Origin of the sequence: Salinibacterium sp. NSLL17 (assembly GCF_015864935.1) — a bacterium.
Classification (GTDB): Bacteria; Actinomycetota; Actinomycetes; order Actinomycetales; family Microbacteriaceae; genus Rhodoglobus.
Window position 1 is genome coordinate 571,475 of the sequence record NZ_JADYWH010000002.1, and the last position, 25,224, is coordinate 596,698.

Consider the following 25,224-nt stretch of genomic DNA (forward strand, 5'->3'; position numbering starts at 1 on the left):
CCCCCGTTCTTTCCACTCGTCACCACTATTCAAGGAGTAACCATGTCCGTACCCACCCCCACTCGCGACGATAAGTTCTCGTTCGGTCTGTGGACCTTCGGATGGGCCGCAGCCGACCCCTTTGGTGGCCCGACGCGCGCGCCTGTCGACACCGTCTTCGCGGTCAACAAGCTCTCGGAGCTCGGCGCCTGGGGCATGACATTCCACGACGACGACCTGTTTCCGTTCGAAGCAACGGATGCCGAACGCCAGCACGAGATCGACCGCCTTCAGAAGGCCATGGCTGACACCGGCATCGTGATTCCCATGGTGACGACCAACCTCTTCAGCCACCCCGTCTTCAAAGATGGTGGCTTCACCTCCAACGACCGTGGCGTTCGCCGGTTCGCGCTCCGCAAGGTCATGCGCAACCTCGACCTCGCCGCCGAACTTGGAGCAAAAACCTTCGTTATGTGGGGTGGCCGCGAAGGCAGCGAGTACGACTCCGCTAAGGACATCGGTGCCGCACTCGACCGCTACCGCGAAGCCGTGAACCTACTCGGTGACTATGTCACCGACAAGGGATACGACATCAAGTTCGCGATCGAGCCCAAGCCGAACGAGCCTCGCGGCGACATCCTGCTCCCGACTCTTGGTCACGCGATGGCCTTCATCGCCACCCTCGAACGCCCCGAGCTGGTCGGCGTGAACCCTGAGACGGGTCACGAGCAGATGGCTGGACTCAACTTCACCCACGGCATCGCCCAAGCGCTGCACGCCAACAAGCTGTTCCACATTGACCTCAACGGTCAGCGCGGAATCAAGTACGACCAAGACCTCGTTTTCGGTCACGGCGATCTGCAGAATGCGTTCTCGCTCGTCGACCTGCTCGAAAACGGTGGCCCCGGCGGCATCCCTTCCTATGACGGCCCCCGTCACTTCGACTTCAAGCCCTCGCGCACCGAAGACAGCACAGGCGTGTGGGAATCAGTTAAGGCCAACATGAGCATGTACTTAATGCTCAAGGAGCGCGCTGCGGCTTTCCGTGCCGATTCAGAGGTGCAGGAAGCTCTGGCTGCGGCAAAGGTTGCTGAGCTCAGCGTTCCCACGCTCGGTGAGGGCGAGTCGTACGATGACTTCCTCGCAGACCGCGCATCATTCGAAGACTTCAAGCCTGAGCGCTTCTTCGATGGCGAAGGCTTCGGCTTCGTTCGCCTCCAGCAACTCGCGATGGAGCACCTGATGGGTGCCCGCGGCTAGTACTGCGCAGCACAGACGAATACCGTCTAGTTTGCTCCGAAGGGAGTGAGCTAGGCGGCTTTCTCGTTAGCTAAGGTGCGACTCACCCGCGCGAGCCTATTCTCGTAAGCTGCCGGCCACGAACGACAGATCGTTGCCGTCGCGGGACATTGCGCGGAAGCCAAGGCGTTTCGCAAGGGCGATCGATGCTTCGTTGCTCTCGTCAATAACGGCGACGAGCCATTGGATATTCACCTCGGTGAAGGCGAATTCCATGATCGCTTCAGCAGCCTCGCGGGCATAGCCCTGGCCGTACGCATCCGGATGCAAGATCCAACTAATTTCGGCTGTCCGGCTCGAGAGCGAGACCGACCGAAGATGAAGTGCTACATCACCAATGAGCTGCCCTTCGTGCTCGATGCCGAGGGCTAGAAAGTCGTTCGCCTGTCGCAAGGTCACATGCTTTGTGCGGTGAAGCAGGTGCGCATAGGACTCCGCGCGATCGCGCTGGGGCCACGACGTGAACTTGTGCACGTCAGGCGATGACTGAATTTCGTACCACCGTGTGGAGTCATCAGCGCGGTGTGGACGCAGGGTGAGACGGTCGGTGACCAGCGTCGGCGCGTTAATGGTTCGGTCCATCGACGGACCGCGCACGAAGCGTGGGCGAAGGCTCAGCTTCATCAAGCGATTTCCTTATTCGGTCGGGGCGGGTTGGCTCGTGGTGAGAACCCACTGAATGTCCGCTGCAGGTCCATTCCGATAGAAAACCACAGATTTCTATGAAACAGCCAAGAGAACGCCCCTAAAGTTGAAGGTATTTCACTTGACGACGCGCAAGCCTGTCCGATTGAGGGGTTCGACGCAAGCGCCCCCAGCAGGGCCTTGGGCGCGGCAAAGAGGAAGCAGGAACCAGAGGACTCTGCGTGCGCTCCATACCGCGCTGGCCGCGACTTTAGGTGAAGAGACTCACACCACCTGGACCAACCAGCAGTCCCACGACGATGAGAACAATGCCCCAGAGTAGCTGGCGGCGAACGAGCGCGACAATGCCAGAAATAACGAGAACTGCCGCAATGATCCAGAGAAGTGTTGCCATGGTGTTGCTCCCTTTCGTTACGCTTCGACGACCTCAGACCTAAAGCCAGATCGAGTCTGGTGAAGAAACTGTACCCCCCATTCGGGATTTGAGCACTGTATTTCATCCACATTGTCGCGGTAATAATCGCGAAGGGAAGGGCGCCACGACCGATCTCGTGACCGCGCTCGCTATCAGCTCATCTAACCTGCGCTCGATAGCCACATTCTTCCTGAAGCTCAGAGGCCGGGCCATCGAGAAGCCCATCCGGGCACGCCGTCGAAAAGACGAGAACAAGCGCCCTCTGGCCCGAACAGTATCCCCGACCAAAAGAGCAGTCCCGATGGACGGCGAGGAGACAGATCTCTTCAAGATCTTCGCGGTCAATCGATCAAATGAAGAATGCGGCTTCACGCAATGAAACCGCCAACTGTAGCTGAGGCGGGATTCGAACCCGCGACCTCACGATTATGAGACGTGTATCCGTTGTAGCCGCTCGTCATGCGAGCAAACACTTTTACCACCGAAGCTGGTGCAGCTGAGGTAATCGCACGCGGTTGCGTGCGCCCCATCAAGACCTCCACGGGCATCTGGGTGCGCTGCGGTTCTCGCGTCAAGAGCAGCTGCGGCTCGTGCGCGGAACTCTACCGGGGCGACTGGGCATCTATCGCTCGCTCCGGCGTTTTCGATGGGCCGGTGCAGAACTATCGCTTCTACCTTCTGACGCTGACCGCTCCTTCCTTTGGTGCGGTTCACCGAGTACCAAAGCACGAACGGCAAGCCGTTTCTCGGTGCAAATGTGGCCGCCTACACACCGCCAACGACGCTGGATTACGCGGCGTGCCTCTGCACCCCTCGAGCTATGACTACGCGGGGCAGGCCGCATGGAACCGTGACGCGGGGCTGCTGTGGGATCGCACGCGGCGGCGGCTGCGGGATCGCTGGGACTCGGTGGAGTACTTCATCGTGCGCGAGTGGCAAGACCGTGGTGTGCTGCACGTTCACGTGCTGGTGCGCATCGAACGTTCCGAAGCTCCCGATGCTGCCGTGCTGCGTGACGCTGCACGTTCGGCTGTCGCGTTCTCCAAGATCGACGGTGCGCGGGTCGAGTGGGGCGCACAGGCGAAGTGTGATGCTTTCCGCGCTGACGGCGATGGCGCGAAAACGATCTGGTATCTCTCCAAAGCTCTGAACTACGTAATGAAGGATGTCGTGCACCAGGGCGAGACGGTGCACCCTCGTGTGTGGTCGCATCTGCTCGCGCTCGAGCAAGCAGCACGTGCGATGCGTTGCGCGCCGGACTGTGAACCGGAGTTCTGTCGCGGGCGGGTGCATGAGCGCTACGGTGCACGCTCTCAAGTGGTGAGTGCGTCCCGCCGCACGAAGCACCGCCCCGGCTGGTCGTTCACTGGCCTGACTCGCACGGTGCAGCGTCGGCTGCGGCTCGAGTGGTTCCTAGCGAACGTCGAAGTGCCAGATGCTGCGGCGCATCCAGCGGAGCAAGTGGAGGCCGTCGAGGGCCGCTCGCTGCGTATCCGGCGAGAACTAGCCCCGTGTGCGGCGGCGGTTCCGTGAGCGGGAAGGGAGGTGATGAGAATGGCTAAACCTGATTGCCAAATCTGCGCGATGATGGGCCTTCGCGCATGTGATGCGTGCGGAAACCCCACCCCGCCAAAGGAAGAACGTGACGCGTTTGGGCGCGAGTTGTGCGCTTACTGCGTCTGACTGGTGGATGTAGCCGGCCATGAAGGTGGCGGGCTGGGCGGGTGTCGCGTGTGGTAGCCCCGGAGGGGCGAACGCGCGGCCCCGCACTGCCACCCGCCTGCGCTCCGGGCCATCAACCCGGCCATGCTGGGAAGCCAACCACGAATCCAAGGGCAACCGTAGCGCGAAGCGCGTAGGGCGGCAGCCCAATCGAATCGTGAGTCCGGTACTGTGCTCCCATGGCAGAAAATGGACCACTATCTGATGTCGCCTCGGGAATCGGCGCCGTTATCAAGCTGGGCTCAGATAGCCCTCGAATGCGAGACGCTGGCGGGAACTTGGCATACAGCCTCGACGTCATAACTGGTGTTATCAAGACCGTGCTGATGCCTCTTGCCGTTGTCAACGCTCGCGCACAAGACTTTTTCGAAACCAAGTTTCCCGAATTGCTGGCCGAGAAACTTGCAGCTGTGCCTCCTGAGAATCTCGAAACCCCTAAGCCATCAGTCGCGGGCCCCACGCTGCAAGGCTTGAATTACTCCCATGAAGAGCCAGAACTTCGCGATATGTATATGAGCCTTCTCGCCACGGCGATGGACTCTCGAGTTTCAACTTCTGCTCATCCCGCCTTCGCTGAGATAGTTTCTGCGCTTTCAGCTGCGGAAGTGGCACCGCTCGACATCCTAGTCCGGCGCTTTCGAATCGATCTGGCACGCCTAAAAGTCGTTTCCAAAGGCTCTCAGGGATACACCGTTATCCGAAATCACTTGGGTCCGTGGATGACTGGCGACAAGCCAGCCCAAGATCCGATGTTGCCCGCCTACCTCGACAACTGGGCACGCTTGGGTCTTATCCGTATCAGCTACACAAGTCACAGCGTTGGCGAAGACACATATGACTGGGTTGAGCTCCGCCCCGAATTCAAGCAGGAAGAAGCCCTACTAGGACCCGACCAGTCTCTCCGTTTTGACAAAGGAATCGCAGAGATAACCGAATTCGGCAGAGCTTTTGCCAGAGCCGTCGGCGTTCTTGATCCTGTATAGAAGATTTCGGGAGATCTAAAAACTAGTCGCGTGCATCCTGTGCTTCGAGAGGGTTCTGTGCCCAACGGTTCACTGTGCTTGCAGCTACCCCGAGATACCTTGCGACGTCGCGCTGAGATAGACCCTGCTTCTCTAGCGCGTACTCCGCAATCGCGCGTTCCCAATACTCGTAGTTCCTACGGAACTGCTTAAGGCCCGAGAGGGTTCGGATAACGACGGCTTCTGTGCGCCTGTCCAGCTCGTCTATAACGTCTTCGTGAGTCACACCGTGGGTGTGGACCTCCTGAATGTCCCGTTTAACGTCATTTGCCTCGGCACGATTAGCAACAGTGCCTAGCTGTTCCACAAGTGCCTCGATTATCGCTCCGAGCTGATCAAAGCTGACTTCTTCAAGCGCGAGAGGTGGCGAGTCGTCAGGTTCTTTGCTCATGCGCCAAGCGTACCGCGATGCACCGATATTGCTCGTGATCGCGAACGCGTGCGTCACTGTTTGCGTTCGCTAACACCAACCCATAGACTGCTCCTATGCGCTAACACTGGCGCACTCATGGGAGAACGATGGAATCGCAAAGCGTTGGAACTCAAGCGGCACTAACCGCTGCGCTGCGCCCATCGGCGGTGACGCTCTCGGAGTTCCACGCGGAGTATCACTCAATCGTCAACGAAGACTTGGTTTCGAACGCGATTGCTGCGTACGAACGTGCTTGGCGTTTACGAGTCAAACCGTCCCTCGGTGGATTGGCACTCGGGAAGCTAACGCCGCTGACCATCTCCCGCGCTCGCGCCTCTTGGAGCGGCAGCGCCTCCACGAAACAGGACGCGCTCGCGCTGCTCTCCCGTCTACTGGGTCTCGCCGTGATGGAAGGCCTCATTCTTGCGAACCCCTGCAAATCACTCCGTGCATCACGCGGCAAAGCCCACGATGCTGACCCCGTAAGCCGCGCACTGAGCGACGTTCAGGTGGCACGAATGCTTACGCTCGCAGACTTCCACCCTTTCGGGCAGCGTTCGCTCGCCGGGCTTGCCTTCACCGGCCTGCGCTTGGGCGAACTCGTCGGGCTGCGCTGGGAGGACGTTGACACGGGTCAAGGCCTCATTACGGTGCGCCGAACTTACTCCCCCAACGGCAGCGGCAAACTCGAGATTCGCCCCACGAAGAGCGGGCATATCCGAAGCGTGCCAATCCTCAACGAACTACTGCCGTGGCTCGAGCAGGCACAGGAGGCCGGGTTCGATCACGTTTTCACGGGCGTGCGTGGCGGGCCGTTCGATAGCGGCAACCTCTCGCGGGCCGTGAAGTGGCCGCAGATTCGCGAAAAGATCGCGACGTTCCCTGACGGGCGTGAGCTTCGGTTCCATGACCTCCGGCACACGTTCCTGACGCGTCTCGCGCGGGCGGGAAACTCGCCCCAGAACATTCAGCGCGTCGCTGGTCACGCATCCATTACGACCACTGAGCTTTATACGCGCTCGTCGTCAACCGAAGCAGCGCTGGCAGTGCGAGAGAAGATGAACCCCTCAAATCGTGAGGTCACATTTCGAGGGGGTGAGAACGCGGCAAATCTGCGGATTCTCGGGCGTCTTTAGTTGTAGCTGAGGCGGGATTCGAACCCGCGACCTCACGATTATGAGTCGTGCGCTCTCACCAACTGAGCTACTCAGCCGCATCATCCAATTACTGGATAAGCGAGCCCCCTGTGGGAATCGGACCCACTACCTCTTCCTTACCAAGGAAGTGCTCTACCAATGAGCTAAGGGGGCACACAAAAGCGCTGAACGCGCAATTGGCACCGTAAGAGACTAGCACCCGTTTAGGGCCTCTAAGTACGCTTTTGGGTCAAAATCGACCCTACAAGAAAATTAGTCGACAGCATTCGTCGTGAGCCAAGCATAGGGGTCAACGGGAACACCATCGAGGTGCACTTCGAAGTGCAAGTGTGCGCCGTAGGCGATACCAGTTTCACCAACGAGACCGATGAAATCGCCGGCCTTAATCTCTTGTCCAACCACAAGCGGGCTGGAGTCGGTGATCATGTGGGCGTAAAGGCTTTCGACCTGCTGCCCGTTGATGACGTGGCTAATGATCGCGTGATATCCGTAGCCCGACCAGTCGGCCTGGATGAGGTCAACAGTGCCGTCTGCGATTGCATAGATGGGCGTACCGGATGCGGCCGCAAAGTCTGTTCCCTTGTGGAAGCCGCCGACGCGATCGCCGAAACCATCAGTGATGGGGACCGTATAGGGGAACGGCCAGCGCACAGCACCGACAGTCGCGTTGTAGTCGTAGTCGACTCCCGCATACTGCAGCGCCAGAACTTCGGCGTAGGAGATGACCTTGATGCTGTCGTGGGCAGCGAGTTCGCTTTCGACTTCACCCGACACCGCCAAGGACTGCGACGGGCGAACGTTGTTGCTGAGGGCCGCGAGATCTGCTTCCGGGGCAATAGCTGCCGTGATCGCAGCGTCGCCATCCACGAACGCGTTCGAGGGCACCGAGACGCCAACCAGGATCGCCCCAGCAAAAAGCATGGCGACGAAGGAGAAGGCTTTGGATGCGGCGGCCTTCGTGCGGCGACGGGGCGTTCCACTTGGTGCGAATGCTGCACTCGAAACCCAGACGCGCTTCGACTTCACGGCGGAGCCACGTGGCGCGCGTGAAGCTGGAGCTGTGGCAACCTTCGTCGGCTTCGGCGCACGAGCACTCGTGGCAGCTTTGCCCGACTTCGCCCGCTTCTTTCTCGGCAGATCGTGCGCAACGCGCGCAGCCGGGGCGACAGCCACAGAAGTGGATGCGATAGCCGGATCAGGGGTGATGCCAAAAATGCTGAGCGGCTCGTCGGACGAAGCCTGTTCAGCCACCAGATCTGACGCAACCGACGCGGTGGATGCGGGCACCGTCGCGATCGGCGCGGTGAAGAGTCGCTCTGAAACGGTTGGGGCTCCCGCTGCTGGCGCAGTGGCGCCGAGCACCGACGCCGAGGCGGGCGCTGTGGGGATCGCCGGCACTGCCGCTGCGTTGGCCTGCTGGGCGCGCAAAGAGCGTCGGCTGGGCAGCGAAGCTTCGACCACCGGGGCCGTAGTGATTACGGGAGCCGCTTCGAGAACCGGCGCCGTATAGGCCACCGGAGCCGCTTCGACGACAACAGCCACGTCAATGGCGGGTGCCCGCTCAACCACTACCGGCGCGTGGGCGGCAGTGGGCTCATCCATCGAGTGCGGCGTAAACAGGTCAGCGAGCACGGGAGTAGTCGGCGCCTCCACCGACGGGGTAGCAGCGGACTGCTTCGTGCTGCGCTGCTTCGTGCCGTGCTTCTGCTTAGCGTCAAGCTGAGCCACGCGCTCGAGCTCGCGCAGTTGCTTTCGAGTGAGCGGAGCGTTGCCCGCGGTTCCCGGTTGCTGTGGGAACAGGTGGTCTTGGCTCATAGAGCGAGACCGGCGTGACGGGAGGAGAGAGTCGCTGCGGCGCTGGCGCTCGTCAGTGACATTCTTCTCCTCCACGCGATTCACCTGCTAGGTGTGAATGCATAATTCGGGTATGAACCTGCGCGCGTACGGGTTGCACGCAGGTAACAGATTCATAAAGGCTAGCGCGCAAGTGGTCTAGTTGCCACACCTTTTTAAAGTGGTCTAGTTCACGCGTCTAGCTGCATTAATACTGCCTCAAGTTTCTGGGCAACGGCTGGTTCCGCAGCCAAGATAAAGTCCTTGCCTTCAGCCTGCGTTCCCCGGCCTTTCACCGTAGCGCCGGCCTCGCGGGCAATGAGTGCCCCGGCCGCATGGTCCCACGGGTTCAGGCTTTCTTCGTAGTACGCATTCACGCGCCCCGATGCCACCATGCAGAGGTCGAGGGATGCGGTGCCCATTCTGCGAATGTCGCGAATCTGGGGAAGCAGTCCTGCAACCACTCGCCCTTGTTTCACTCGCAGCTCTTGCAAATAGGAGAACCCCGTCGCCACCAAAGCCTGCGAGAGGTCTACTGCTTCGGCCACCTGAAGTCGTTCGCCGTTGAGGAAGGCCCCGCCGCCGGCCGTGGCGGTATAGGTCTCCTGAGCGCCGAGATTCACGACAGCCCCGGCGAGCGCGCGCCACGTCGAAGGGTCGGGGTCGCCTTCGACAACGGCAACGCTGATGGCGTAGTGCGGGATGCCGTAGAGGTAGTTCACGGTGCCGTCAATGGGATCAACAACCCAGGTCAGTCCGCTCGTGCCCGTATTCGCTTCGCCTTCTTCGCCCAAGAATCCATCGTTGGGGCGCGCGGCGGCGATCAGGCTGCGGATGAGTTCTTCGCTTTCGCGGTCGGCGAAGGTCACGACATCCACTGACGATGTCTTGCGATCGGCAACGGCGACACCTTCGATGCGGCGCCGAGCGGCGAGCTCTGCCGCCTGCGTGGCAACGCTGCGGGCAAGGTCGAGGAGTTCGTCATGAGGCATGACTTAAGCCTAGGGCTCAGCGGAGGATGCGAGACCCGCACCATTGGGGCCCCGGCAACAGCACCGCACCTACAAGCGGCGAGATGTCATCCGATCGCAGGTGAAGTCAGCGCACCGTGCGCATTGATCCGAGCGCGAATTGAACGAGAGAGAGCGAGGGCAGCCTGATCGTCGGCGGCGCGCTGTTCAGCAGCCCCATCAGAGAGACCCCTAATTAGTGCCATATCGGCGGCGAACAACGTTCGCGCCCAGTCTGCGTGCGAGAGCTCTTTGTCCCCGGCGAGCGCCTCGTGCAGTCGCTGCGCTTCCTCTTTCAACGCTGCGGAAGTTTCGATCCCCCACACCTGAAGAACTTCGTGCGGAGCAGAGTCTGTCGCCGACAACCGAGCTAGGCCGGTGGATAGCAGGGCGAGCTCGTCGTCGTCCAGTTCCAAGGCCAGGCGCGGACTCTCTTTTTCCGCCTCAGCACCTGCTGCCTCTTCGCGCTCCACACGCAGCGATTGCATGGTGTCGACGATGACGGCAATAAAGAGGTTGAGCGTAATGAAGGCGGCGATCAGGATGAACGGCACAAAGAAGAGCCACGCTAGCGGCATCACTTCCATGATGGGGCGAACGATTCCCATCGACCAGCTTTCCAGCGTCATGATCTGAAAGAGCGAGTAGGTCGACTTTCCAATGTCTCCGAACCATTCGGGGAACGCATCGCCAAACAGTTCTGTTGACATGACGGATGCGACGAAGAAGACGAGGGACATCAACAGTGCGATGGCGCCGATGCCGGGGAATGAGCGCAGCAACGCTTCCACGACCATCCGCACTTGAGGCAGGAACTTCACGACGCGCAGGATTCGCAGCACGCGCAATGCCCGCAGCACCGAAAGCGGCCCAGAACTCGGAACAAGGGCGATCGCAACAACGATGAAGTCGAAAACGGTCCAGCCGTCGGTAAAGAAGCGCTTCGGACCGTAGGAGACGAGCTTGAGCAGCAGCTCAATAACGAACACCACGAGCGCAATGCTGTCGAGGGCATGGAGCACGCTGTAGGTGGTCGTTCCCTCCTCGGCCGCGGTAGCGAGGGCAATCACCACGGCGTTCACGATGATGACGGCGAGAACGAAGTTCTGCACTGGGGCTGAGTCAACGAACTGCGCTAACCGATGACGAAAAGACGGGCTCTCGGGAGAAGAAGTTAGAGTCACGCGCCTATTATTCACGAAAGGCCCCACACTGTGCGCGCGGGGCCTTTCGGTATCTCGGTGGCGAGTGGGGGATTCGAACCCTCGAATGCGATGCAGTCTGATTTACAGTCAGATCCCTTTGGCCACTTGGGTAACTCGCCGAGACGCCTCCGGCCACATGTATTCATCTGACCGAACGCGCTGAACCAGAATACAAGGAATCTGGGCTTCACGTGACCACTTCCCGAAAACTGGTCGGTGGGAGTTCTCGGCCGACCGCGGGTAGCATGGGCGCATGGCTGATTCTTCGTTTGACATTGTGAGCAAAGTTGACCAAATGGAGGCGGAAAACGCCGTCAACCAGGCGCAAAAAGAGCTTGCTCAGCGTTACGACTTCAAGGGCGTAGGCGCCTCGGTGGAGTGGACTGGCGAAAGCCTCCTCCTCAAGGCAAGCGCTGAAGAGCGCGTGAAAGCGGTTCTCGAGGTGCTCGAGGCCAAGTTCATCAAGCGCGGCATCTCGTTGCGCAGCCTCGACGCCGGCGAGCCTTTCCCCAGCGGCAAGGAATACCGCATCGAGATCAGCCTCAAGAACGGCATCTCGTCAGAAGACGCCAAGAAGATTTCGAAGATCATCCGCGACGAAGCTCCCAAGAGCGTCAAGTCGCAGATTCAGGGCGACGAACTGCGCGTGCAGTCGAAGAGCCGCGACGACCTTCAGGCCACGATGGCACTGCTGAAGGGCAAAGACATCGAAGTCGCTCTCCAGTTTGTGAACTTCCGCTAAGACTCCCCCAGCATGGATGTTTTCCTGCTGATCTTTGCTGCGACCCTGCTGGTTGCGGTGCTGTTCTCTGCGCTCGCGGGGCGAACGGTACTGTCGGCCGCTGTCCTGTTTTTGGTTGTCGGCTTTGTGATCGGCTCGGAGACAACGGGCATCCTCGATATCGATTCGTCGTCGACCGAGGTCTCGACAATCGCCGAGATCGCACTCTTTGTAGTGCTCTTCACGGATGGCATGAAGATGGGCTGGGGTGACTTGCGCAAGGCGTGGCGACTTCCCGGTCGCGCTCTCGGGTGGGGTTTGCCTCTCACTCTCGGCATCACAGCGGTATTGGCGCATTTCATGCTGGGACTGGATTGGCCTGAAGCGTTACTGATCGGCGCGATCCTTGCCCCCACAGACCCGGTGTTCGCGGCCGCCCTTGTCGGCAACAAACAGGTGCCCGAGCGGTTGCGTCAGCTGCTGAATGTGGAGTCGGGCGTCAACGACGGTTTGGCGCTGCCCTTTGTGGTCGTGTTCTTGGCTGTCAGCTCGGGCTCAGAAGATTTGCACTTGGGCGAGCTGGGAATAGAACTTCTCGCGGGCACCGCCATCGGTATTGCGGTGCCGTGGATCGTCATCAAGGCCCTCCACACTCGGCTGTTTGCTGCTGCCGGCGTCTTCGAGCCGATCGTGCCGATTGCTATCGGCCTCTTGGTGTTCGCGCTGGCAAGCTATACCCACGCGAACCTCTTCTTGGCTGCGTTTGCCGCTGGCGTGATGGTGGCAACGGTGGGGCAGAAGGAGCGCGAAGCCTTCGAGGAGTTCGGCGAGATCATTTCCGAGCTTCTGAAACTCTTGGCGCTCATGGTCTTTGGCGCTCTCTTGTCGTTCAAGTTCTTGGGCGAAATCGCGTGGACGGGCTGGCTCTTCGCCGTGCTCGCGCTGATCGCTGCTCGCCCGATCGCGTTGTACTTCTCGTTCCTCGGCTCCGGCCTCTCCATGCGTGAACAGGTTGCCGCCATGTGGTTCGGGCCCAAGGGGTTCGCGTCGGTCGTGTACGTGCTCGTCGTGGTCTCGGCCGACATCCCGGCTGGCGACCTGATTTTCCACATCGTGGCGCTCACGATTGCGATGTCGATCGTCGCCCATTCGTCAACGGATGTCGTGGTGGCTCGATCGTTCGTCACGCCCGATGAGACCCCCGCTTGGCAGGGCCCTCCCCCGCGCTGGTAGCCGCCGCGTCGCCGCGACCAGGCAGTCGGTTACTGGCGAGAACTCGGTAGACTTCGCCCATGGACCTGAGCGGCATCGACTTCAGCTTTACAGCGGTACTAGCTGCCTTTCTTGTGCTTCTCGACTTCGTGATTCGGGTGCTGTCGCTCATCTACGTTCCTCGCAATCGCCGACCGCAAACCGCCATGGCGTGGCTGCTGGCTATCTTCTTCATTCCCTATGTCGGCATCCTGTTGTTCTTGATTTTCGGCAGCCGCAAGCTCCCCAAGGGGCGACGCGATAAGCAGTCCGAAATCAACCAGTTCATCCTCGAGTCCACGGAGGGCATGGACCAGGTCAAACAGGATCAACCATGGCCGCTCTGGCTTGCTCCCGTGGTGGAGCTCAATCGCACGCTTGGCGCGATGCCTCTCGTGGGCGGCAACTCTGCAACGCTCTACTCCGACTATCAAGAATCGTTGGAGGCGATGACTGCAGCGGTCAACGATGCCAACAACTACGTTCATGTCGAGTTCTACATTCTGAGTCTCGACCCCACCACTGCGCCATTCTTTGACGCGTTGGAAGCCGCCCACAACCGCGGTGTTCGGGTGCGCGTTCTGCTCGATCATCTGGCATCGCTTCGCGCTCCCGGATACCTCACCACCATCCGTCGCCTCAAGAAAATCGGATTGCAGTGGGAGGTCATGCTCCCCCTCCAGCCGCTCAAGTGGAAGTTCCAGCGCCCCGATCTGCGCAATCACCGCAAGCTGCTCGTCATCGACAACAAGCTTGCGTTCACGGGTTCTCAGAACATGGTCGATTCCACCTACAACAAGCGTGTGAACAAAAAGCGCGGGTTGCAGTGGAAAGACCTCATGGTGCGTTTTGAGGGACCGATCGTTGCGGGAATCCATGCACTCTTCATCACCGACTGGTACAGCGAAACAAACGAACTCTTAGTGCGTGAGGCGTCGCTGGCACCTCCCACCGCAACCACAACGAGCCTCGATGCTCAGGTTGTGCCGAGCGGCCCTGGCTTTGAGGGAGAGAACAACCTGCGGCTGTTCAACTCGTTGCTCTATGCCGCTCAAGAGCGCGTGATCATCACGAGCCCGTACTTTGTGCCCGACGATTCGATGCTCTACGCCATCACTACTGCCGCGCAGAGCGGTCTCGATGTGCAGCTCTTCGTCTCGGAGGTGGGCGACCAGGCTTTGGTTTATCACGCGCAACGCAGCTACTACGAGACGCTACTTCGTGCCGGGGTAAGAATCTGGCTCTACCCCACCCCAACGGTGCTGCACGCCAAGCACTTCACCATCGACGATCAAGTCGCGGTGATTGGCTCGAGCAACATGGACATGCGCTCGTTCAGCCTCAACCTTGAAATCTCGGTGATGGTTCGCGGGCCGGAGTTCATCGCTGAGATGCGCGAGCTCGAGTCCGAGTATCGCGGTGTCAGCCGCGAACTCACCCTTGAGGAGTGGATGGAACGACCACGACGGTCAAAGGTGCTCGATAACCTCGCGCGGCTCACCGCCGCCGTTCAGTAACGACAGCGGCACGTCACGCCGCATTCGGCTTTCCGTGGGCGAATCGGCCCTGAACTGCTATTCCGAGTCAGTGGCTCTGGATGCCGCAATCATCTCGTCGCGGTCGACGAGCTTGATGCGCGCGCGGCCCTCAGGCTCACCGAGAGCGATCTCGTGGGCATCCAGCGACTGCCACCCCTGCAGGTTCGTGTACTCGACACCACGGCTCGTGAGGAGGTCGATGACCGACTGCTCATCGGGATGCTCGGGAGCCCACCAGTTGGCCTGATCATTCATGACGTGGCTGATGGTTTCCATCGCGTCAGACTTGGTGTGGCCGATGAGACCGACTGGCCCACGCTTGATCCACCCGGTCGCATAAACGCCATTGACCTGTTCGTCATTGTCGTCGATGACTTGACCCTCGCGGTTGGGGATCACTCCGCGGCGGTCGTCGAACGGGATGCCGTCAAGCGGTGATCCGAAGTAGCCGACAGCGCGATACAGGCTCTGCACCGCAACCTCACGGAATTCGCCGGTGCCGACCACTCCGCCTTCACCATCGGGCTTCGTACGTTCGTAACGGAAGCCTTCAACGCGATCGGTGCCGAGCACCTCAACGGGGCCAGCATAGAAGTGCAAGTGCAAGCGGCGGGATGCCGTGCCCTTTTCTTCGCCACGCCACTTCGTGAAGATGCGGTCGAGCACCATGATCTGTTTGTTGGATTCGATGGCCGCTTTCGAGGCAGCGTCGTAGTCGAAGTCTTCTTCGTACACGACGAGGTCGACGTCGTTGAGTTCGCCGAGTTCGCGCAGTTCGAGCGGCGTGAACTTCACTTGCATCGGTCCACGGCGGCCGAAGACGTGCACGTCGGTCACGGGGCTCGATTTAAGGCCCTCGTAGACGTTGGCGGGGATCTCTGTCGGCAGCAGGTCATCCGCGTGCTTAGCGAGCATTCTGGCGACGTCAAGGGCGACGTTTCCATTGCCGATGACGGCGGTCTCTTTCGCGTCGAGGGTCCACTCGCGCGGAACGTCGGGGTGACCGTCGTACCAGCTGACGAAGTCGGCGGCACCGTGGCTGCCTGGCAGCTCGATTCCGGGAATCGGCAGCGGGGCATCCCGCACAGCACCGGTGGAGAAGATCACGGCGTTGTAGTGCTTCTTGAGGTCGTCGAGCGTGATGTCGCGACCGTACGTGACATTGCCGAAGAGGCGGATGTTGCCGGTGTCGAGCACGTCGCGCAGCGCGTTCACGATGCCTTTGATGCGCGGATGATCGGGCGCAACACCGTAGCGAACAAGACCGTATGGTGCCGGCAGTTGCTCGAACAGGTCGATCGACACTTCGAACTGTCGCTCCGCCTTCAGCAGGATGTCGGCAGCATAGATTCCGGCGGGGCCAGCACCAACAATGGCGAGTCGCAGTTTGCTCATCAGTTGTCGTTTCCGTTCATCTCGGGGCGCCCGGGGCGCGGGCGAGTATGGAGTAGTTAGTTCGAGCGTTCGACGACGTTTTCGGCGAAGCGCGTGAGTGCCTTCTTGACTGGACCATCGGGCAGCGGCGCAAGAGCGTCAACAGCTTCGCGACCCCAACGACGGGCTTCGTCCAACGTTTTCTTCGTGACGGGATGCTCGCGGAGCTCGGTCACGGCAGCATCGAGAGCTTCTTCGTCGCCTTCACCATAGAAGTTGGCATTCACGTCGCGCTCAATGCGGGTCAACAACTCGGCAGCATCGCTGTTGGTGACGGCGAGCTCGCGCAAGTACAGCAGCGGCAGCGTGGCAACGCCACTGCGCAGATCGGTTCCCGCCTGCTTGCCCGTCTTGCCGGTCTCATCAGACAGATCAATCACGTCATCGATGAGCTGGAAGGCGATGCCGACCTTTTCGCCGAACTCGCGAACCGGCTTCGTGTACTCCACCGGCGCATTCGAGAACATCACGCCAACCTCGGCGGCGGTCGCAATGAGCGACCCCGTCTTGTCGGCCAGTACCTGCAAGTAGTGCTCAACAGGGTTCTCGCCCGGCTTCGGGCCCAGAGTTTCGTGCAATTGGCCGAGGCACAACCGTTCAAACGTGTTCGCTTGCAACATCAGGGCCTCTTCGCCGAGACCCGCGACAAGCTTGCTTGCCCGCGCGAACAACAGGTCGCCCGTGAGGATCGCGACGGAGTTGCCCCACACGTTTTGAGCGCTCGGAACTCCGCGGCGCAACTGCGCTTCGTCCATGACATCGTCGTGGTAGAGCGACGCGAGGTGAGTGATCTCTACGGCTTGAGCCGCCGTCACCACCTCAGCGTTATTGCCCTCACCGAGCTGAGCCGTGAGCAGTGCAAGCACCGGACGCACGCGCTTGCCGCCCGCTTCGAGCAAGTAGCGACTCGTGGCATCCGCAACGTCGTCGGCGAAGGCCATGTGGGCCAAGAGGCCGGCCTCGACCTGGTCGAGACCTTCCTCAATCGCGGCAGCAAAACGACGCTCATCGCTTGAGGCAAAGAGCTTCTCGCCCAAGCCCAGTGAGGAGCTCAGGGTGTTGCTGCGGCGAGCAGACGGAACACTCGGGTTCACTATCAACCGGTTTCTTTTGCGAAGCGCTACGGCTTCGGTGTGCTGTCAGAAGAGGTCTTGGGCGTCTTGGGCATAGTGATCGTCTTGATCGGACGAGTGGCATTGCCCTTGCGCTTAGCGACGGAGGCCAGCACTGTTTCATCAACAGGCTTGTGGCCACGGTGCATGGCAACGATGCCTGCGGTGAGATTGCGGTACGCGACGCGAGTGAACCCGGCAGCCCGAATCCACTGGCTGAGTTCGCCCTGGTCTGGCCACTCGCGAATCGACTCGGCGAGGTAGGTGTATGCCTCAGGGTTCGAGCTTGAACGATCAGCAATGATCGGCATGACACGGTTCAAGTAGGTGAAGTATCCGGCACGAACAATCGCGACGGGAGGCTTGGAGAACTCGGTGATCACCAGACGGCCACCCGGCTTAAGAACGCGGTACATCTCCGACAGCGCTGCGCGCGGATCGTTGATGTTGCGCAGACCGAAGCTGATCGTGACGGCGTCGAACTCATTGTCGCCAAACGGCAACTGCTGAGCGTCGCCCTGAATGAACTCGATCTTCTTGTGACGCTTGCGGGCCTGTTCGACCATCCCGGTCGAAAAATCGAGACCGACAACGCGGGCACCGTTGCGGTGCAAAGCTGCCGAGCTTGTGCCCGTGCCAGCCGCAATATCGAGGATGCGTTCGCCCGCTTCTGGGGCCACCGCTCGCACTGTTGCAGCGCGCCACAGCACCGCATTGCCGGCGGAAAGGACGTTATTTGTGCGGTCGTAGTGTTTTGCGACACCATCGAACATTCCGGCTACGTCTTCCGGTCGCTTGTTCATGTCAGCCTTACCCACATCACTAGTCTAGGGCGCTCAGAGCGGATGCTCACTTTCCTGCCCGCAACTGACAGGTACTCTGATACTTGGGAGACATTGTTGGGGCAAAAGCCGTCCGGTCACGGGCAGAATCGGAGAAGGTGCCATGGCTAGCACCCATGCCGTCCTGAGCAGTGTTACGCGCCCAACCGCAGCCGTCGATCGACTACTCGACTGGATCACCCCGCAGCATCCTCTCGGCTTCATTCGCGACGGCGAAGGCCTTGTTGGTATTGGCGAATTGCTGCGACTCGAGTTCCGAGGTGCCACCCGATTCACCGACGCCGCGGCCGCCTGGAACGAACTCTCGCGCACCGCAATCATTCACGACAGCGTGAAGCGCGCTGGCACCGGCCTGATCGCCCTCGGCAGCTTCGCGTTCGCCGATTCTTCGGATGCCGTGAGTGTGCTGATCGTTCCCCGCATTGTTGTCGGGAGCCGCGACGGTATCCAGTGGGTCACCACCATTACCGCCGGAGAAGCCAGCGGCCTGCCTGTCACCTCCGATGGCCTTCCCGCTGACCCTCGAGAAGCCGCCGGGGACCCCGTGCACATCGTTTTCACCCCCGGTGAGATGAGCGCAAAAGGCTTCACCAAGACCGTCAAAGCGGCCCTGCGCGAAATCTCCCACGGTGCGGCAGCCAAGATCGTTATCGCGCGGGACCAACACGCTGACCTGCCCGAGAACGCCGATCTGCGCATCCCCCTCAGCGCCCTTGCTGCGCGCTACCCCGACACCTTTACGTTTGCCGTCGACGGCCTCATTGGCTCGAGCCCCGAAACGCTCGTGCGAGTGCACAACGGTGCCGTCAGCGCCCGCGTGCTTGCCGGCAGTGCCGCGCGCGGCGGAGACCGCATCTCCGACGGGCGAGCCGCCGGAAGCCTCATGAACTCCCCCAAAGATCAGAAAGAACATGCGCTCGCGCTTGCCAGCGTCATGGATGCCCTCGCACCGCTCAGCAGTGAACTGCATGCGGCATCCGCACCCTTCACGCTTCAGCTGCCCAACCTGTGGCACCTCGCGACTGACATCGATGGCCGGCTCCGGGAGCACGCGAGTGCGCTCGACCTGATCGAGATTCTGCATCCGACCGCGGCCGTCGCAGGCACCCCAACGCCCGATGCCATCCGCATCATCGATGAACTCGAAGGCTTCGATCGCGGACGCTACGCCGGCCCGGTTGGCTGGGTGGATGCCCACGGCAACGGCGAATGGGCTGTTGCGTTGCGCTGCGCCCAAGTGACCGGCACGCGCATCACGGCCTACGCCGGAGCGGGAATCGTGGCGGGCTCTGACGCCAAGAAGGAACTCGCCGAGACCGAACTGAAGTTCCGTCCCATCGTCGAAGCTTTCGGGTAGCGACGCGGGCAAGCCGCCGCTGCCGCCTCCTCTGTTGCCGTCGCCGGAAGCTAGGGCGCGATCTCGCGCAGTAGTTCTTCCACACGTGCGCGGATCTCATCGCGCACCCGTCGAACTCCGTCGATGTCGAGGTCGGCAGGGTCAGTGAGCTGCCAATCGAGGTAGCGCTTGCCCGGGTAAATCGGGCAGGCGTCGCCGCAGCCCATCGTGATCACGGCATCCGCGGCACGCACGACGTCGTCGGTGAGTGGTTTGGGAAAGTCGTCGGTGAGGGCGATGCCCTCTTCTGCCATCGCGTCGACGACGAGAGACAGGATGCTCGCGCCCGGCTCTGATCCGGCGGAGCGCACGTGAACGCGCCCCTTGCCGAGCTCGCGAAGCCACGCTGCGGCCATCTGCGAGCGCCCGGAGTTCTGCACACAGACAAAGAGCACCTCAGGCACCGTCTTCGGAATCACGCCCTTCGCCTGAGCGAGAGCAGCGAGGCGGTCGTGCGCAAAGCGGTAGGCGAGGCTCGCGAGGTGCGTAGAAACTTTCGCGGTGCGCGCGAGCGCAGCGTAGGACTCGAAGAGAACGCGCTCGATGGTTTCCTCGCTCACGAGGCCGTCGTACTGCACCGCAAGACGTTCAGCGCCGCGGCGAAGAACGTCGTTGGGGTCAGTAAGCGGAAGTTGACCAGAAGATGGGGTGCGCATGATTCCTCGTTTCGCTTGAACACTCAAAGCATAGATGAACGTCTATGTATTTTCGAGTGTTAACGAGCAGATTCATTTCCCGTTCACTAACGGCCAGCCCACACCAGCCGACTAGCTGTTCGCGAGTCGCACTTTCTCAGCCTCGACGTCGTAGTCGGCGCTCGGCCACTGCAGGTCAAGGCTCTCCAACGCTTCGAGCAGAAGCTGCTGAACAGCCCAGCGCGCGTACCACTTGTGGTTCGCCGGAATCACATACCAGGGAGCGTTCTTGGTCGTCGTGCGGCGCAGCGCGATCTCGTAAGCCTCTTGATAGTCATCCCACAGCAGTCGCTCGTCGACATCGCCCGGGTTGTACTTCCAGTGCTTCTCGGGGCGATCAAGTCGCTCTTGCAGGCGGTCCTTCTGCTCGTCAGCGCCGATGTGCAGCATGACCTTGATGATCGTCGTGCCCTGCGCGATCAATTCGTTTTCGAACTCCTGAATGATGCCGTAGCGCTCGTCGACCGTCTCAGGCGTCGAGAACCCCCGCACGCGGTGGATCAGCACGTCCTCATAGTGCGAGCGGTCAAAGACTCCGATGAAGCCGGGGCCCGGGAGCTCCTTGCGGATGCGCCACAAGAAGTCGTGTGACTTCTCCTCATCGGTCGGTGCCTTGAAGGCATGAATCTGCACGCCCTGCGGATCGACCCCGCCAATCACGTGCCGCAGGATGCCGCCCTTGCCCGCGGTATCCATCGCCTGCAACACGAGCAAAACGCGGCGCTCGCCACCGAACTTGCTCTCGGCGAAGAGCCGCTCTTGAAGCGCAGCGAGACGTTCGCCGTTTTTCTCGAGAGCTTTTTCGGCATCCTTCTTGTTGCCATCGAACTCAGGAGTGGATGACGGATCGATGCTGGCAAGCTCGAAATCAGCGGTGACAGGCGTGAGTGTGCTCATGCCTCAAGGCTACTCGGCACGCTTCTCAGCGCTAGGGGTACCGGGCGCGACTGCGGCCACGGCATCGACATTAGCGGCCGAGCGGAACCTCGATGATGGTCGGCTCGGGGTGTGCAGACAATGCTTGATCGAGTTCGCCCCGCGTTGCCGCAGAAACATACCGCCAGCCGTACGCGACAGCGAGCGCCTCGATGGAGGCGTTCTGTTGCGTGAGCAGCACCCGGTCGAAACTGTCGCCAGCCTGGCTCGCCACCTCGAGGCCGTCGAAGATGGTGCCGCCGTTGTCGTTGCCGACAATCACTTGGATGCGCGGGCGAGGTTCGCCAACGCCAAACATCAGCGCGCCCACATCGTGGAAGATTGCAAGATCACCAAGGAGCACACGAGTGACTCCCTCGTTGCCAGCTTCGGCTTGGCTCGCGAGCGCGATTCCGAGAGCGGTCGAGATCGTGCCGTCAATACCGGCGAGGCCACGATTGGAGTGCACCGAAATCTTCTTGCCCGGCACCACACGATCGACCTCGCGGATCAGTCGTGACGCGCCAAGGACGAGACGATCGTGCGGCCACGTGGCACGCCAGACGGCTTCGGCGAGCATCCGCCGGTCAACGGGGGTGCGCACGATCGCGAGTTCTGATTTGGCGTGGGTTCCGGCATCCGCTTCGATGTCAGGGGCAATGCTCTCGGTTTCGAGCAACTGACGGCTCGACATCACCCAGCGACCCAACCATGCGCGATCGGTGGCTTCGCCCGAGACCGAAACCTCATCGACAAAGAGGCGAACGCACCGACCGGGGTTGTAATCGTCGGCCGACGGATGCCGCACCACAATGGTTTGCACCCCACGACGCTGAATGAGCGCGGGAATCTCTCGGCTGAGAGTCGGGTGCCCGAACACGATCACGCGTGCCACCCGGTCACCGAAGTTGGCGGCATTCAGCAGCTCGCGGTAGGCGACCACGAGGTTGGGCCCGAAATGGGCTCCACTCGCGACCTCCGCGATGAGCGGTGCGCCGAGCTCGCGGGCTACTTGCTCGGCGCGAGGGCCAGCGCCGGTGCCCGCAATAACGACGGTGGCGGGCGACGGCGAGATGGCGAGATTTGTGGGAGCGCCCGGCGACTGATGCGTGGTGGTTTCAATCACAGGATCGAGGTCGCTGAAGAGATCGGGAAAGACGGGCTCGCGGGTGCCCGCCGGTTCGGGGGCGACATCTCTGTCACCGGGTTCCCACACGAAGGGCGCAGACAGCGGATCATCGAAAGACAGATTGAGGTGAACGGGGCCATTGACCGCGGCGACAGCATCGCGAGCGAGTTGCGCTGCGGCATCCATCTCACCATCAGCGCCGGTCGGCGCTTCAACATCCCACGTCTGGTGCACCGCGGTGCCAAAAATACCCGGCTGCTGCGTGGTCTGGTTGGAGCCAATACCGCGCAAGGAGTCGGGGCGGTCGGCGCTAATGATGATCAGAGGAACTGCCGAGTGGTGCGCTTCAAGAACGGCAGGGTGCAGGTTGGCGACGGCGGTGCCAGAGGTGGTGACGACGAGCACGGGCGAGCCTGTTTCGACGGCAAGGCCCAAGGCGAGGAAGGCACCAACGCGCTCATCGATGCGCACGCGCAACCGCAACAAGCCCTGCTTCTCGAATTCGGCAGCAGCCAGTGCGAGAGCCTGCGAGCGCGAGCCTGGGCTCAGCACAACGTCTCGAACGCCGAGACGAACGAACTCTTCGAGAAGGGCTACCGAGAAGTTGGTGGCTGGAGAGTTAGTTGGTCTTATCGTCATCGTCGAGATCTGCAAGTTCCTGTTCGAGGCGGCGAATGCGCTCATCTTGTTCTTCCTGACGGCGCATCTTGCGCAAGAAGTCAGGATCATCGTCGGGTGCAACAGTGCGCGTCTGGCCAGAATTGGCACTACGTGCCTTGCCGAGCATGAACCAGAGCACCACTCCGATAACCGGCAGCAGCAGGATCACGATGATCCACAACACCTTCGGCATAGCGCGAACCCGGCTGCGTTCGGTAAGGATCACATCCACAATGGAGAACACGTCTACCGCGACGATCGCGAAAGCGAGGACGACCAATAGGCGAGGCATGCCACCATTCTACCGCTCGCAGTCTGCACGCGGGTTGCGAGCCTAGACTGTTGCCGTGAAACCTTGGATCGCCTACTCTCTTCTCCGCGTCGGAGTCTTCGCCGCAGCCTTTACCGTGCTGATGATCGCGAACGTCGAGCCGTGGATCGCCGCCCTCATCGCCGCAATTCTGGGATTCGCTATTTCGTATGTGTTTTTCTCGAAGCTGCGGGATGCCGTGGCTCTCGACCTTGCTTCCCGTCGCGGACGCCCCGCCCACGATCCTGATCGTGACGCTGAGGATGCCGCCGCCGACCGCGATGCTGCGGAAGCAGACGCTGAAGCAGACACGGAGTCCGAAACGGAAGCCAGCGCGTCACCCACCGAGCAGGGCACGACGCCTACGCCTCGCAATGACTCCCCGTAACGACGTCTAGAACACGATCGCTGCCGCGAGCCCTAGCCCAAACAACAGGGCGGTAAGCCCGGTGAGGCGCAGCGCCAAGATCAGCTCGGCTGGCGTCTTTGCGGTGAGCACGATCACGCAGGCGGGCAGCGCCACGAGCAGTACGAAGTTCACCAAGTAAGCGTTGAAGTACAGCAACGAGTAGACGCCCAAGATGCCGAACGGCACGAGCATCGCTACGACGTAGAAGATGCGCGATGGCAGGTTGCCCATCCGCACGGCCAGGGTGCGCTTTCCGGCGATCTTGTCTTGGGCGATATCGCGGATGTTGTTGACCATGAGCGTTGCAACGGCGAACAACCCGACAGCAACGGCCGCCAACCACGACTCAAGATTCACGGTGCCGGCGAGCACGAACGTGGTGCCGGCGGTCGCGACGAGACCGAAGAAGATGAAGACGAACACTTCACCGAGGCCGAGGTAGCCGTAGGGGCGTTTGCCTCCCGTGTAGAAGTAGGCGGCGATGATGGCCGCAGCACCGACGGCGAGCATCCACCAGTGTCCGCTTCGCACGACGATGATGAGTCCGGCGATGGCGGCGATGCCAAACCAGACGAACGCGACAGTGATGACGGTGCGCGGGCGGGCAGCACCGGAGGCAGTGAGGCGACGAGGACCAACGCGGTGGTCATCCGTTCCCCGCACTCCGTCGGAGTAGTCGTTGGCGAAGTTGACGCCGATTTGGAGCGAGACCGCAACGATCAGGCAGAGCAGTGCGCGGGCCCAGTGCCAGCCGGCGCCATCTTCTTCGTGAGGAAGCACGTAGGCCGCCGCTGTACCCAGCGCAACGGGGGCAAAAGCCAAAGGCAACGTTTGGATGCGGGCACCGCTGATCCAATCGCGCGCGGTGGCTTTGGCAATCTTGGGTGCTTTCGGCGGTCGAGGACCTGGGCGTCCGCCCTTTTTCTTCGCCGCGGAGGCGGAAACGGTTGCGGGGTCGATGCGTTGCTTTTTAGGAGAGGCCACGGAGGGATTCTACTTAAGCACGACTGTGGCTAAGGCGAGTCTGTCGGGTTTGCCCGTCGACAGCAGCGGAATCTCATCGATCAGCATGATCCGCGCGGGCGCTGCCGCGGCCGAAGCCAGCTGGGCCGACACCGATTGACGCACCACGTCGAGGTCGATCGCCCGCGTCGTGATCACCACGGGGGCTTCACCCCACTCGGGGTGGGGAGCGGCGACAACGACAGCAGCATCCTGGCCGGGCAACGAGCGCACTGCGTTCTCAACCTCCGCGATCGAGACTTTCACTCCGCCGGAAATGATCATGTCATCGGCGCGACCGCGTACGCGCAGCACGCCATCCACGAGTTCACCGACGTCGTCGGTACGGTACCAGCGCACGCCATCCTGCATGCGGAAGGAGAAGGCACTGCGGCGTGGGTCGTCAAGGTATCCCTCGGCAAGCATGGGGCCAGCTAGTTCAATGCGGTCATCCACGAGACGCACCTGGGCGGTGGGCAGCGGCTTGCCGTCCCAGACAGCGCCGCCGCTGGTTTCGCTCGACCCGTAGGTGGTCGATACGGCAAGACCGCGAGCGCGGGCTGTCGCCAATAACGCTACCGGGATCGACTGGCCGCCGACCAGAATCCGCTGGAAGGTGGAAAGCGCCGCAACGGCCTCTTCTGACTCGAGCAGTCGCGCCAATTGCACGGGCACGAGCGACACAAAGCGCCGCTCCCCCGTGAGCTGCGCTGCTGCCTCGATAAACGTGGTGGCGCTAAAGTCTCGAGTCGCCATCATGACCGGCTCGGTGCCCGCACAGTGCGAACGCGCCAACACATTGATTCCGGCGATGTAGTGCGCAGGCACAGCAAGAAGCCACTGTCCCGGGCCACCCAGAAGCTCATCGGATGCCGCAGCACTCGCCTTCAGCGCGGCAGCACTCAGCATCACGCGCTTGGGTCGGCCGGTCGATCCGCTCGTTTCTACGATCACCGCAACGTTCGCGGGCACTGTTTCTGGCAGTCCAGAGGGGGAGGCCGGGTGCGGCAGAATCGCGGCTCCCGAACCATCGAGTGCTGGCTTCAGCGCCGCCCACACTTTGCGGGGATCGCGCGCGTCAATTGACCAGAGTTCTCGTGTCATTGCTATG

The 25,224-nt window shown here is 61.2% G+C and carries 24 protein-coding genes and 3 tRNA genes; 9 read left to right on the forward strand and 18 right to left on the reverse strand.

Translation table 11 applies throughout. The annotated features are described in order from the left end of the window. Positions 1-42: 42 nt before the first annotated feature. Positions 43-1,239 (forward strand): xylose isomerase, encoded by a 1,197-nt coding sequence (xylA, locus tag I6E51_RS12320; protein WP_197108228.1) that lies wholly within the window; start codon positions 43-45, stop codon positions 1,237-1,239. A gap of 96 nt (positions 1,240-1,335) precedes the next feature. On the opposite strand, the gene I6E51_RS12325 is transcribed toward xylA, so the two are convergent. After that, positions 1,336-1,902, reverse strand: coding sequence for a GNAT family N-acetyltransferase (locus I6E51_RS12325; protein WP_197108230.1), 567 nt, complete (start codon positions 1,900-1,902; stop codon positions 1,336-1,338). Positions 1,903-2,173: 271 nt separating this feature from the next. After that, positions 2,174-2,317 carry a GPGG-motif small membrane protein gene (locus I6E51_RS12330; protein WP_197108232.1) on the reverse strand — a complete coding sequence of 48 codons (144 nt, stop codon included), beginning with the start codon at positions 2,315-2,317 and terminating at the stop codon, positions 2,174-2,176. Positions 2,318-2,797: 480 nt separating this feature from the next. Between I6E51_RS12330 and I6E51_RS12335 the strand changes: the two genes are divergently transcribed. Together I6E51_RS12335 and I6E51_RS12340 are read left to right on the forward strand one after the other, a co-directional pair. After that, on the forward strand, positions 2,798-3,871 hold the full coding sequence (locus tag I6E51_RS12335; RefSeq protein ID WP_307783964.1) for a replication initiator: 1,074 nt from the start codon (positions 2,798-2,800) through the stop codon (positions 3,869-3,871). Between the two features lie 368 nt (positions 3,872-4,239). Continuing rightward, positions 4,240-5,043, forward strand: coding sequence for a DUF4393 domain-containing protein (locus tag I6E51_RS12340; RefSeq protein WP_197110485.1), 804 nt, complete (start codon positions 4,240-4,242; stop codon positions 5,041-5,043). 22 nt (positions 5,044-5,065) lie between these two features. Here I6E51_RS12340 and I6E51_RS12345 read toward each other — a convergent pair whose 3' ends face one another. Continuing rightward, the gene (locus I6E51_RS12345; protein ID WP_197110486.1) at positions 5,066-5,473 is read right to left on the reverse strand and encodes a helix-turn-helix domain-containing protein; all 408 of its coding nucleotides are present in this window, start codon (positions 5,471-5,473) and stop codon (positions 5,066-5,068) included. Positions 5,474-5,601: 128 nt separating this feature from the next. Between I6E51_RS12345 and I6E51_RS12350 the strand changes: the two genes are divergently transcribed. Further along, on the forward strand, positions 5,602-6,630 hold the full coding sequence (locus tag I6E51_RS12350) for a site-specific integrase (protein ID WP_197110487.1): 1,029 nt from the start codon (positions 5,602-5,604) through the stop codon (positions 6,628-6,630). A 3-nt stretch (positions 6,631-6,633) separates the two neighbouring features. Here the strand turns inward: I6E51_RS12350 and I6E51_RS12355 are convergent. From I6E51_RS12355 to I6E51_RS12380, 6 genes are all read right to left on the reverse strand, one after another. Then, a tRNA-Met gene (locus I6E51_RS12355) sits at positions 6,634-6,707 on the reverse strand. A 25-nt stretch (positions 6,708-6,732) separates the two neighbouring features. Further along, positions 6,733-6,804: transfer RNA gene (locus I6E51_RS12360), tRNA-Thr, on the reverse strand. 99 nt (positions 6,805-6,903) lie between these two features. After that, a complete protein-coding gene (locus I6E51_RS14590) occupies positions 6,904-8,541 on the reverse strand; it encodes a peptidoglycan DD-metalloendopeptidase family protein (RefSeq protein ID WP_307783966.1) in 1,638 nt (545 codons plus the stop codon). Positions 8,542-8,675: 134 nt separating this feature from the next. Next, positions 8,676-9,476, reverse strand: a complete 801-nt coding sequence (locus tag I6E51_RS12370; protein WP_197110488.1) for an inositol monophosphatase family protein — start codon at positions 9,474-9,476, stop codon at positions 8,676-8,678. Positions 9,477-9,562: 86 nt separating this feature from the next. Then, the gene (locus tag I6E51_RS12375; protein WP_307783968.1) at positions 9,563-10,678 is read right to left on the reverse strand and encodes an ion transporter; all 1,116 of its coding nucleotides are present in this window, start codon (positions 10,676-10,678) and stop codon (positions 9,563-9,565) included. Between the two features lie 58 nt (positions 10,679-10,736). After that, positions 10,737-10,818, reverse strand: a tRNA-Tyr gene (locus tag I6E51_RS12380). Between the two features lie 134 nt (positions 10,819-10,952). Here I6E51_RS12380 and I6E51_RS12385 point away from each other — a divergent pair. From I6E51_RS12385 to cls, 3 genes are read left to right on the forward strand one after another with little or no spacing between them, the layout of a single operon-like run. Further along, a complete protein-coding gene (locus I6E51_RS12385) occupies positions 10,953-11,441 on the forward strand; it encodes a YajQ family cyclic di-GMP-binding protein (protein WP_197108252.1) in 489 nt (162 codons plus the stop codon). 12 nt (positions 11,442-11,453) lie between these two features. Beyond that, positions 11,454-12,653 (forward strand): sodium:proton antiporter, encoded by a 1,200-nt coding sequence (locus I6E51_RS12390; protein WP_197108262.1) that lies wholly within the window; start codon positions 11,454-11,456, stop codon positions 12,651-12,653. 59 nt (positions 12,654-12,712) lie between these two features. Continuing rightward, complete coding sequence (gene cls, locus I6E51_RS12395) at positions 12,713-14,188, forward strand: cardiolipin synthase (protein WP_197110490.1); 1,476 nt, start codon at positions 12,713-12,715, stop codon at positions 14,186-14,188. A 57-nt stretch (positions 14,189-14,245) separates the two neighbouring features. Here cls and I6E51_RS12400 read toward each other — a convergent pair whose 3' ends face one another. Genes I6E51_RS12400 through ubiE form a run of 3 tightly spaced genes read right to left on the reverse strand, consistent with a single transcriptional unit; the run spans position 14,246 to position 17,573 of the window. Beyond that, on the reverse strand, positions 14,246-15,604 hold the full coding sequence (locus tag I6E51_RS12400; RefSeq protein WP_197108266.1) for an FAD-dependent oxidoreductase: 1,359 nt from the start codon (positions 15,602-15,604) through the stop codon (positions 14,246-14,248). A 56-nt stretch (positions 15,605-15,660) separates the two neighbouring features. Beyond that, positions 15,661-16,737, reverse strand: a complete 1,077-nt coding sequence (locus tag I6E51_RS12405) for a polyprenyl synthetase family protein (RefSeq protein ID WP_197110491.1) — start codon at positions 16,735-16,737, stop codon at positions 15,661-15,663. Positions 16,738-16,763: 26 nt separating this feature from the next. Further along, entirely contained in the window at positions 16,764-17,573 is an 810-nt protein-coding gene (gene ubiE, locus I6E51_RS12410; protein WP_307783970.1) for a bifunctional demethylmenaquinone methyltransferase/2-methoxy-6-polyprenyl-1,4-benzoquinol methylase UbiE, read from the reverse strand. A 127-nt stretch (positions 17,574-17,700) separates the two neighbouring features. Between ubiE and I6E51_RS12415 the strand changes: the two genes are divergently transcribed. Next, positions 17,701-18,954 (forward strand): isochorismate synthase MenF, encoded by a 1,254-nt coding sequence (locus I6E51_RS12415; RefSeq protein WP_197108270.1) that lies wholly within the window; start codon positions 17,701-17,703, stop codon positions 18,952-18,954. 50 nt (positions 18,955-19,004) lie between these two features. Here I6E51_RS12415 and I6E51_RS12420 read toward each other — a convergent pair whose 3' ends face one another. The 4 genes from I6E51_RS12420 to I6E51_RS12435 all read right to left on the reverse strand — a co-directional run bounded on the left by I6E51_RS12420 (position 19,005) and on the right by I6E51_RS12435 (position 22,684). Then, on the reverse strand, positions 19,005-19,649 hold the full coding sequence (locus I6E51_RS12420; RefSeq protein ID WP_197108272.1) for an arsenate reductase ArsC: 645 nt from the start codon (positions 19,647-19,649) through the stop codon (positions 19,005-19,007). A gap of 111 nt (positions 19,650-19,760) precedes the next feature. Continuing rightward, complete coding sequence (locus I6E51_RS12425; RefSeq protein WP_197110492.1) at positions 19,761-20,585, reverse strand: polyphosphate kinase 2 family protein; 825 nt, start codon at positions 20,583-20,585, stop codon at positions 19,761-19,763. Positions 20,586-20,655: 70 nt separating this feature from the next. Further along, a complete protein-coding gene (menD, locus tag I6E51_RS12430; protein ID WP_197108276.1) occupies positions 20,656-22,371 on the reverse strand; it encodes a 2-succinyl-5-enolpyruvyl-6-hydroxy-3-cyclohexene-1-carboxylic-acid synthase in 1,716 nt (571 codons plus the stop codon). After that, a complete protein-coding gene (locus tag I6E51_RS12435; protein ID WP_197108278.1) occupies positions 22,352-22,684 on the reverse strand; it encodes a PLD nuclease N-terminal domain-containing protein in 333 nt (110 codons plus the stop codon). The genes menD and I6E51_RS12435 overlap by 20 nt, the downstream gene beginning before the upstream one ends. Positions 22,685-22,739: 55 nt before the next feature. On the opposite strand from I6E51_RS12435, the gene I6E51_RS12440 reads away from it, so the two are divergent. Continuing rightward, the gene (locus tag I6E51_RS12440) at positions 22,740-23,090 is read left to right on the forward strand and encodes a DUF4229 domain-containing protein (protein WP_197110493.1); all 351 of its coding nucleotides are present in this window, start codon (positions 22,740-22,742) and stop codon (positions 23,088-23,090) included. A gap of 6 nt (positions 23,091-23,096) precedes the next feature. Here I6E51_RS12440 and I6E51_RS12445 read toward each other — a convergent pair whose 3' ends face one another. Both I6E51_RS12445 and I6E51_RS12450 read right to left on the reverse strand, forming a co-directional pair. After that, on the reverse strand, positions 23,097-24,095 hold the full coding sequence (locus I6E51_RS12445; protein ID WP_197110494.1) for a 1,4-dihydroxy-2-naphthoate polyprenyltransferase: 999 nt from the start codon (positions 24,093-24,095) through the stop codon (positions 23,097-23,099). 9 nt (positions 24,096-24,104) lie between these two features. After that, entirely contained in the window at positions 24,105-25,217 is a 1,113-nt protein-coding gene (locus I6E51_RS12450; protein WP_197110495.1) for an AMP-binding protein, read from the reverse strand. Positions 25,218-25,224: the final 7 nt, after the last annotated feature.

What these genes read in the sequence shown, in the direction of transcription:
- I6E51_RS12450 (WP_197110495.1), bottom strand. Translation starts at nt 25,217, where the DNA reads ATGACACGAGAACTCTGGTCAATTGACGCGCGCGATCCCCGCAAAGTG.
- I6E51_RS12425 (WP_197110492.1), bottom strand. Translation starts at nt 20,585, where the DNA reads ATGAGCACACTCACGCCTGTCACCGCTGATTTCGAGCTTGCCAGCATC.
- xylA (WP_197108228.1), top strand. Translation starts at nt 43, where the DNA reads ATGTCCGTACCCACCCCCACTCGCGACGATAAGTTCTCGTTCGGTCTG.
- I6E51_RS12435 (WP_197108278.1), bottom strand. Translation starts at nt 22,684, where the DNA reads ATGCCTCGCCTATTGGTCGTCCTCGCTTTCGCGATCGTCGCGGTAGAC.
- cls (WP_197110490.1), top strand. Translation starts at nt 12,713, where the DNA reads ATGGACCTGAGCGGCATCGACTTCAGCTTTACAGCGGTACTAGCTGCC.
- I6E51_RS12330 (WP_197108232.1), bottom strand. Translation starts at nt 2,317, where the DNA reads ATGGCAACACTTCTCTGGATCATTGCGGCAGTTCTCGTTATTTCTGGC.
- I6E51_RS12385 (WP_197108252.1), top strand. Translation starts at nt 10,953, where the DNA reads ATGGCTGATTCTTCGTTTGACATTGTGAGCAAAGTTGACCAAATGGAG.
- menD (WP_197108276.1), bottom strand. Translation starts at nt 22,371, where the DNA reads ATGACGATAAGACCAACTAACTCTCCAGCCACCAACTTCTCGGTAGCC.
- I6E51_RS12420 (WP_197108272.1), bottom strand. Translation starts at nt 19,649, where the DNA reads ATGCGCACCCCATCTTCTGGTCAACTTCCGCTTACTGACCCCAACGAC.
- I6E51_RS12400 (WP_197108266.1), bottom strand. Translation starts at nt 15,604, where the DNA reads ATGAGCAAACTGCGACTCGCCATTGTTGGTGCTGGCCCCGCCGGAATC.
- I6E51_RS12345 (WP_197110486.1), bottom strand. Translation starts at nt 5,473, where the DNA reads ATGAGCAAAGAACCTGACGACTCGCCACCTCTCGCGCTTGAAGAAGTC.
- I6E51_RS12335 (WP_307783964.1), top strand. Translation starts at nt 2,798, where the DNA reads ATGCGAGCAAACACTTTTACCACCGAAGCTGGTGCAGCTGAGGTAATC.
- I6E51_RS12370 (WP_197110488.1), bottom strand. Translation starts at nt 9,476, where the DNA reads ATGCCTCATGACGAACTCCTCGACCTTGCCCGCAGCGTTGCCACGCAG.
- I6E51_RS12415 (WP_197108270.1), top strand. Translation starts at nt 17,701, where the DNA reads ATGGCTAGCACCCATGCCGTCCTGAGCAGTGTTACGCGCCCAACCGCA.
- I6E51_RS12340 (WP_197110485.1), top strand. Translation starts at nt 4,240, where the DNA reads ATGGCAGAAAATGGACCACTATCTGATGTCGCCTCGGGAATCGGCGCC.
- I6E51_RS12390 (WP_197108262.1), top strand. Translation starts at nt 11,454, where the DNA reads ATGGATGTTTTCCTGCTGATCTTTGCTGCGACCCTGCTGGTTGCGGTG.
- I6E51_RS12325 (WP_197108230.1), bottom strand. Translation starts at nt 1,902, where the DNA reads ATGAAGCTGAGCCTTCGCCCACGCTTCGTGCGCGGTCCGTCGATGGAC.
- I6E51_RS12350 (WP_197110487.1), top strand. Translation starts at nt 5,602, where the DNA reads ATGGAATCGCAAAGCGTTGGAACTCAAGCGGCACTAACCGCTGCGCTG.